Source organism: Deltaproteobacteria bacterium (genome assembly GCA_016874755.1).
GTDB lineage: Bacteria > Desulfobacterota > Binatia > UBA9968 > UBA9968 > DP-20.
This window is the reverse complement of sequence record VGTH01000033.1, coordinates 52,585-58,868: the sequence shown is the minus strand read 5'-3', so window position 1 is coordinate 58,868 and position 6,284 is coordinate 52,585. Positions and strand designations below refer to the sequence as shown.

The 6,284-nt window shown below is 56.4% G+C and carries 9 protein-coding genes; 5 read left to right on the top strand and 4 right to left on the bottom strand.

Translation table 11 applies throughout. The features are described 5' to 3' along the window. The first annotated feature begins 164 nt into the window (after positions 1-164). From FJ145_18730 to FJ145_18715, 4 genes are all read left to right on the top strand, one after another. Positions 165-341 carry a hypothetical protein gene (locus tag FJ145_18730; GenBank protein ID MBM4263452.1) on the top strand — a complete coding sequence of 59 codons (177 nt, stop codon included), beginning with the start codon at positions 165-167 and terminating at the stop codon, positions 339-341. Positions 342-376: 35 nt separating this feature from the next. Beyond that, positions 377-826 carry a cytochrome c gene (locus tag FJ145_18725; GenBank protein MBM4263451.1) on the top strand — a complete coding sequence of 150 codons (450 nt, stop codon included), beginning with the start codon at positions 377-379 and terminating at the stop codon, positions 824-826. A gap of 118 nt (positions 827-944) precedes the next feature. After that, positions 945-1,946: an ABC transporter substrate-binding protein gene (locus FJ145_18720; GenBank protein ID MBM4263450.1), complete on the top strand. Its 1,002-nt coding sequence runs from the start codon at positions 945-947 to the stop codon at positions 1,944-1,946. 18 nt (positions 1,947-1,964) lie between these two features. Further along, positions 1,965-2,225: a hypothetical protein gene (locus FJ145_18715; protein ID MBM4263449.1), complete on the top strand. Its 261-nt coding sequence runs from the start codon at positions 1,965-1,967 to the stop codon at positions 2,223-2,225. 42 nt (positions 2,226-2,267) lie between these two features. On the opposite strand, the gene FJ145_18710 is transcribed toward FJ145_18715, so the two are convergent. Then, the gene (locus tag FJ145_18710) at positions 2,268-2,459 is read right to left on the bottom strand and encodes a hypothetical protein (protein ID MBM4263448.1); all 192 of its coding nucleotides are present in this window, start codon (positions 2,457-2,459) and stop codon (positions 2,268-2,270) included. A gap of 12 nt (positions 2,460-2,471) precedes the next feature. Beyond that, complete coding sequence (locus tag FJ145_18705; protein MBM4263447.1) at positions 2,472-3,188, bottom strand: hypothetical protein; 717 nt, start codon at positions 3,186-3,188, stop codon at positions 2,472-2,474. 222 nt (positions 3,189-3,410) lie between these two features. Between FJ145_18705 and FJ145_18700 the strand changes: the two genes are divergently transcribed. Beyond that, on the top strand, positions 3,411-4,406 hold the full coding sequence (locus FJ145_18700; GenBank protein MBM4263446.1) for an ABC transporter substrate-binding protein: 996 nt from the start codon (positions 3,411-3,413) through the stop codon (positions 4,404-4,406). Between the two features lie 4 nt (positions 4,407-4,410). Here the strand turns inward: FJ145_18700 and FJ145_18695 are convergent, their stop codons facing one another. After that, a complete protein-coding gene (locus tag FJ145_18695; protein MBM4263445.1) occupies positions 4,411-5,616 on the bottom strand; it encodes a DUF1343 domain-containing protein in 1,206 nt (401 codons plus the stop codon). An 11-nt stretch (positions 5,617-5,627) separates the two neighbouring features. After that, on the bottom strand, positions 5,628-6,194 hold the full coding sequence (locus FJ145_18690; protein MBM4263444.1) for a DOMON-like domain-containing protein: 567 nt from the start codon (positions 6,192-6,194) through the stop codon (positions 5,628-5,630). Between the last annotated feature and the right edge of the window lie 90 nt (positions 6,195-6,284).

Below are 6,284 nucleotides of genomic sequence, written 5' to 3'. Positions count from 1 at the left end.
CTCATCGGCGTATCCTTTCCTGTCTGCGCCAACAGGCAGCCTTTCGTTTTTAGATTCGCGAAAGGGTACGCCTACCTATTTCCTATTTCCACACGCTTTGATCATAGCTCGGGGATTTTGCGAAAATCGTTTATCCGCTACTCAGCGACCGCGATGGCAAAATCATGCAAGCCTATGGCGTCTGGGATGAGGCGCGGCGAGTCGCCAAGCGTTCGTACATCATCGTCGACAAAGAAGGTGTGATCCAATACTACGATATCCGCCCGACCAACACGGAAAAGGACCTGCTTTCGACGGAACATCTTCTCAATGCCGTAAAAAAAGTAAATCGCGGTAGTTAACGTTCTCTCAAAGGTTTGAAAGGAGATAAAATCGAATGGTCGGAAAAATTCTAGCGGGAGCGCTCTTCGGCGTCATTGCCCTTGCGGCAACGTCGCACGTCCACGCCCAAGCCAATATCAACGAGAAAAGACAGCAGGCCATGAAGGACCTCAGCGCGGCCAACAAAGCCATCAAAGCCGCCGTGGAAGAAAAAAACTACGCGACTGTGGAAGCCAAAGCCAAAGATGTCATGGGAACCGCCGACAAGATAGTCAGCCTCTTCCCTGCCGGTAGCACCACCGGCAAGACCAAGGCAAAACCGGAGATTTGGGAGAAGTCTGACGACTTCGGCAAGGCCGCCAAGAACCTGAGCAAGGCGGCCGGTGAGTTGATCTCGGCCGCAAAGGCCGGCGACGAGAGCGCGGTTAGCGCCAAGCTCAAAGCTCTGGGCGACACCTGCGGCGCCTGTCACAAACCGTTCCGCGCCGAGAAGTACGGCGAGTAGTCTGTTCATTGCCACCCACAATCGAAAGCCCTCGTCCCAACGGGGGCTTTCTTGTTTCGACCCCTCGGCCTTGTTAGTCTTCCCCACAATCGAGCTTTGTCTAGAGGAGAGAAATGTGATGTTGAAAACTTTCGCAACGCTGGCCGTGCTGTTGATGACTCTGTTTTGGTCGTCCGCCACCAACGCCCAACTCACCCGACTCAACGTCGGCTACAGCGCTGCCAGCGCCGACCAACTGCCGGCTTGGGTCGCCAAAGAAGCCGGCGTGTTTACCAAGAATGGCCTGGATGCCCAGGTCATCTTCTTCACCGGAGGCACCACCGCCATATTGGCGCTGGTCTCGGGCGATGTGCCGATCACCCAAGTCTCGGGCCCTGGCCTAGTCAACAGCGTCATGGCGGGCTCGGACGCGGTGTTTGTTGCCGCCGGTATCACCGGCTTGAACTATGTGCTGATGGGTAAACCGGGGGTAAAGAGCCTTGAACAGCTGAAAGGCGGCACTCTAGCCATCAGCCGTTTTGGCTCGGCAACCGATACCATCGCGCGCCTGGCGCTGCGCAAAGTCGGACTCACCGTGGGCAAAGACGTAACCCTCATGCAGGTCGGCAGCGGCCCTGAGCGGTTGGGCGCCCTGATGACCGGCAGAGTCACCGCGGCGGTGATCAATCCGCCGTCTAGCTTTACCGCGGAGAAAAAAGGCCTCGCCACACTCGTCGACGTCGCGAAGATTGGCGTGGTCTTTCAGCATACCGGTGTCGCGACGACCAAACGTTTCATCAAGGAACAGCCCGATACCGTGCGCCGGTATGTCCGCGCTCATGTGGAAGCGGTGGCGCGCATGTGGAACGACAAGGAAATCACGATCAAAGCGTTATCGCGCTACATGGGCAGTAGCCTCGACCGCGAGACCCTCGAAAAGAGTTACGAGAATGTCATGAGCGAAGCGCTCTATCCGAAAAAACAATACCCGAGCATCGAAGGGCTTAAGACTGTGATCGAGGACATCGCCGAACGCGACCCACGCGCCAAGAACGCCAAGCCGGAGCAGTTCGTCGACAATACTTTCATTCGCGAACTCGACCAGAGCGGCTTCATCGATGGGCTGTACAAGAGAAAGTAAGCCACAGCGCCGGGTAATATGTTAAGCCCGCAACGCGGCGACGCCGCCGTGCCGGATCTTTCCGCTTGGGCGACAGAGATCGCCCGGCGGACCGATCCGGAGGTTGACACCCAGGTCGAGTTCGAGGAGGATTCTCATACTTTCATCCTGCGCTTGACCAAAGGCGCCCGCGTGTTGATCTTCCGTCTGTCGCAAACTCAGGTCTACACTGACGGCCGCGAAGCCGAATGCGAGCGCACGCTGGTGCGCAAGATCAAAGATTTGTGGAACTTGATTTAGACTACCGCCTCACTGCTAACCAACCCCTTCTTTTTTCCGATTTCAGTTGATCCATTCTTTGACTCTGCCGGCCATGATTTCGTCGAGGATCTCCTTGCAATCTTTGATCGACCCGTCGACGACTTTGGGATCATCGGTGTGCGATATCCCGGTTTTGACCGCGCCGTACAGCGCGCGCACCACTTCGGTAAGATGCTGGTCCAATTTATCTAGATTGGCGACTGGCGTTGGCATAGTTTCTCCTCCTTACATGTAGCGGCGGCCTTTATTCGGATCGGGAACTTTCAGCCCCATGCCAGTGAGGATCGGCCCGACCTCATTCATATAATCCTGCCGCGCTTGCTCGTTGGAGCGGCGCTTCAAGCCCCAGTGACGATAGCGCTCAGAGCGCTTCGAACCGGTGCGACCAAACATATCCAGCGCGCGCACATACCAGAAATCGACCGCACGCTGGGCTTTGGCTTTGCCCTCATCGCCGGACTGCACGAGCTCCAGCGTTTTGTTGTAACCGTACTCGATATGGCCCAACTCTTCGGTCACGATATCGGGCAAAATGCGCTGCAGCGGCAAATAGCTGCAATCGTAGAACTCTTCGAGCTGATAACGGCCGACGCGGTCGATCAAGAAACCGAAGACAGCGTTGTCTTCCCAGGTCGTAATCAAACCACGGAAAGTATCGACGAAACGCTTTTCGTTGGGTTGACTTAAAACAAACGAAACATCGATGCCAATGTCGCCAGCAACTTTTGCCACCTTGCGGTAGTGATCGATCTCTTCCCCGGCGGTGCGCGCGACGATCAGTTGATCGAGTTTGGTCGGCGCCGCCGGTAACATCTTTTCAACGTAGAGGTGCGGCCCGCCGATTTCGCAGTCGGCTTGAATGCACAGCACATGCGCCATAAGATCTTTATATTCTTGGTCCATCTCGTCGTAGTCTTTTAACTCTATCTTGTCTGTGAACATGCTTACCCTCCTTCGGTCGTGCTTAAGAGCGAATCTAAGGGTTGATTAGAGCAAGAGAAATGCCAGCAGGGTAACGCTTTCGCTCCCAGGAGGATAAGCGCCGTCACACCAATTCTTTCTCAGCCTTCGGAGAACTGGCTCGCTTGATTCCTAAGGATAAGAAAATTGCTTGACCGGTGCGCCGTAGCTTTGATAGGAGCGGTCTCGTTACGTGAGGTGCCAATGAAGATGCTCACCGTGATTTTTGTCCTGGCCGCTTTCCTGGGGACAGCCGCGGCACCCGCTTTCACCGCCGAAAAGCTCGTCGCCGGCTATTCGTCAATCAGCCCGGCGGAATGGACACTCGTCAGCGCTGCCAGGGCCAATCTATTTGAAAAATACGGCCTCGACGTCAGCACGGTCTACCTTGGCGGCAGCACACGCATCGTTCAGGTCATGATCGCCGGCGACATTCATATCGGCCAGATTGGCGGCTCGGCCGCGCTCTTCGGCAAGGCAGCGGGCATCGATATGGCCTTCATCGCCACGACGATCAACAGCATGGCGGCACAAGTGATCTCGCGCCCCGAGATCAAAACCATCGCCGATTTGAAAGGCAAAGCCGTGGGAGTAACTCGACGCGGCGCCAACACGGATTACTGGGCGCGCTTCGGGCTCACCCATCATGGGCTAGTCCCAGACAAAGACGTGCGGATTCTCTACACGGGCGGCCTGCGCGAAACCTATACCGCGCTGCAGCAGAAGCAGGTGGTCGCGGCGGCCATGGGATTGGGCAATTCCTTTGGCAAGATGCTTCAACGCGAGGGATTCAACACGCTGATCGACGTTTCCAAGCTCGGCGAAGACTTTCCGTTTAACGGCATAGCCACCACAAAGAAGTATCTGCAAACAAAACGACCGGTGGTCGTCAACTTCATGAAAGCTTATCTCGAAGCGATCAAATGGAACCTTGACAACAAAGCACAGTCTAAGAAAATCCTCGCGGCCTATACCGGCGTGAACGACGACGAGCTCCTAGAAATCGCCTACGATGTCTACATCCTGAAAATCCGCAGCAAAGTCCCCTACCCCGTCAACCGCGGCTGGAAAACACTGATTGAATTCACCGCGCGCGACAATCCGAAAGTAAAGGACGTTAAGGCGGAAGAGATTCTCGACGACAGTATCGTAAAAGAACTGGACGAGAGTGGGTTCGTAAAGAGTCTGGGGCTGAAATAAATATTCAAGAATAGGAGAGCAATGCACGTCTTTCTTCGAGCCACTGATGTTCATCTTTCGTGGCGATTTTCTCTAGATCCGCTGGCGAAGCTCCACCATCATTCACCCACCGCCGCAACAACTCGCTACCGTTGATCAAATCGATCGCTAACCGTTCGCGTTCGTATTCGTAGGGAAAGTCGCGCCATAGCTCATAGTCCGGTCGCAATAGCTTCAGCGCTTTGAGTGCCAGCGCCATCAAGCGCCAAGGCTTGAACGCTTGATGATCGTAGCCCAGATCGTCGACGTGGATTTGCACACCAGCACAGAGCTTCCCTGCATGTTTATGAAACGTCGGCTCAAACCAGCATTCGCGCAGGCTGCAGCCGCGCAGCCACTCTGGCGCGAGGGATTCCATCTTGGCGAGCAATTTCCTCGGTTCGATGTCCGGCGCACCAAACAGTTCAAGCGGCCGCGTCGTGCCACGCCCCTCCGACAGCGTCGTGCCTTCGAGCATCACTGTGCCGGCGTAGCAGCGCGCCATCGACAGATTGGCCGCGTTCGGGCTCGGGTTGACCCAGCTACGCTCACACAACGGCCAGCCATAGCCCGGGCCGGTGTCGGGTTGCCACCCTTCCATTGCGATGACCTGGTAATCAACGTCGAGCTGCAACGTCTTCGCGAACCAAGTGCCCAGTTCCCCTAACGTCAAACCATGCCGCATCGGTAGCGGTCCGGCACCGACAAAACTCTCCCAACCCGAGCGGAGCAATAAGCCTTCCACTGGCCGGCCCACCGGATTCGGCCGATCGAGCACCCACACCGTTTTCTTGTGCTGCGCCGCCGCCTCAAGCACGTATCGTAACGTGGTAATGAAGGTGTAGATGCGGCAGCCCACATCCTGGAGATCGACGAGTAAAACATCGAAACAATCCATCATCGCCGTCGTCGGCCGGCGCACTTCGCCGTACAAACTGAACACGGGAATGCCGTGCACCGGATCGACATAGTCCGGCGACTCGATCATGTTGTCCTGCTTGTCGCCGCGCAGGCCATGCTGCGGGCCAAAGGCAGCAGTCAATTTGACCTCGGGAATGGCCACCAGCGCATCGAGTGAATGCACCAGATCGCGCGTCACCGATGCCGGATGGGCAAGCAACGCAACGCGCCTGCCGGCAAGCCGCTTGCGCAGTGCCGGTTCCTCGAGAAATCGATCGATGCCAAATTTCATCATCGTCGATTCTAAGCGCTCTCATTGCCAAGTGCGAGCTGCAACAAAAAAGACTCCGGGTGATGAAAATCTGGCTTATCAGCGGGGTGCTTGAGCGCCCAATAGGAGAGCTCCCCATCGCCGCCTTCGATCACTGCAGTTAAGCCAACGTGTAGCCGCGCGCCCGCTGTTATCCACGCTAGCGGCTCGAGCGGAACAACGGCTTCAAGCTCCAAGCAGTTGCCAGCATAGCGCACTGAGAGTTCCGGCGCCCAGTCGGACGCGCGCAGCGGGACGCCGTCGCGATAACTGCGAAACTCGTAAACAGCCCACTGCCGCGATGGCGAGAAGTTAAATTCATAGTAAGCCGCGCTGCCCCTGACGCCCACAAATGCCTCGAAACAAGTATGTTGCCAAAGACCATCGGCGTGAACTGGTGCGGCGAGTTTCGGCAGTCGCAACAGCGCCAGGTTACCATCGAGCCGATAGCGAAATATCAATTGGTTTTGTTTGCGGGCGATGCCTGCGTGGACCCCCTCCACCCCGACACTTGGCCGCGCAAACGGATGGAGCCGCAAAGTGATTCGCCGGTTAGCCATCGCTGATCACAAATTATGCCCGATTCGCCGCCAAAGCGGAACTCAGCTCGGCTTTTGCCTTGACTCTCGATGCCACCGCGTTTAGAACCG

Bases quoted from the DNA above. Each gene is read 5' to 3' on its own strand.
- FJ145_18730 (MBM4263452.1), top strand. From the start codon at position 165: ATGCAAGCCTATGGCGTCTGGGATGAGGCGCGGCGAGTCGCCAAGCGT.
- FJ145_18725 (MBM4263451.1), top strand. From the start codon at position 377: ATGGTCGGAAAAATTCTAGCGGGAGCGCTCTTCGGCGTCATTGCCCTT.
- FJ145_18720 (MBM4263450.1), top strand. From the start codon at position 945: ATGTTGAAAACTTTCGCAACGCTGGCCGTGCTGTTGATGACTCTGTTT.
- FJ145_18715 (MBM4263449.1), top strand. From the start codon at position 1,965: ATGTTAAGCCCGCAACGCGGCGACGCCGCCGTGCCGGATCTTTCCGCT.
- FJ145_18710 (MBM4263448.1), bottom strand. From the start codon at position 2,459: ATGCCAACGCCAGTCGCCAATCTAGATAAATTGGACCAGCATCTTACC.
- FJ145_18705 (MBM4263447.1), bottom strand. From the start codon at position 3,188: ATGTTCACAGACAAGATAGAGTTAAAAGACTACGACGAGATGGACCAA.
- FJ145_18700 (MBM4263446.1), top strand. From the start codon at position 3,411: ATGAAGATGCTCACCGTGATTTTTGTCCTGGCCGCTTTCCTGGGGACA.
- FJ145_18695 (MBM4263445.1), bottom strand. From the start codon at position 5,616: ATGAAATTTGGCATCGATCGATTTCTCGAGGAACCGGCACTGCGCAAG.
- FJ145_18690 (MBM4263444.1), bottom strand. From the start codon at position 6,194: ATGGCTAACCGGCGAATCACTTTGCGGCTCCATCCGTTTGCGCGGCCA.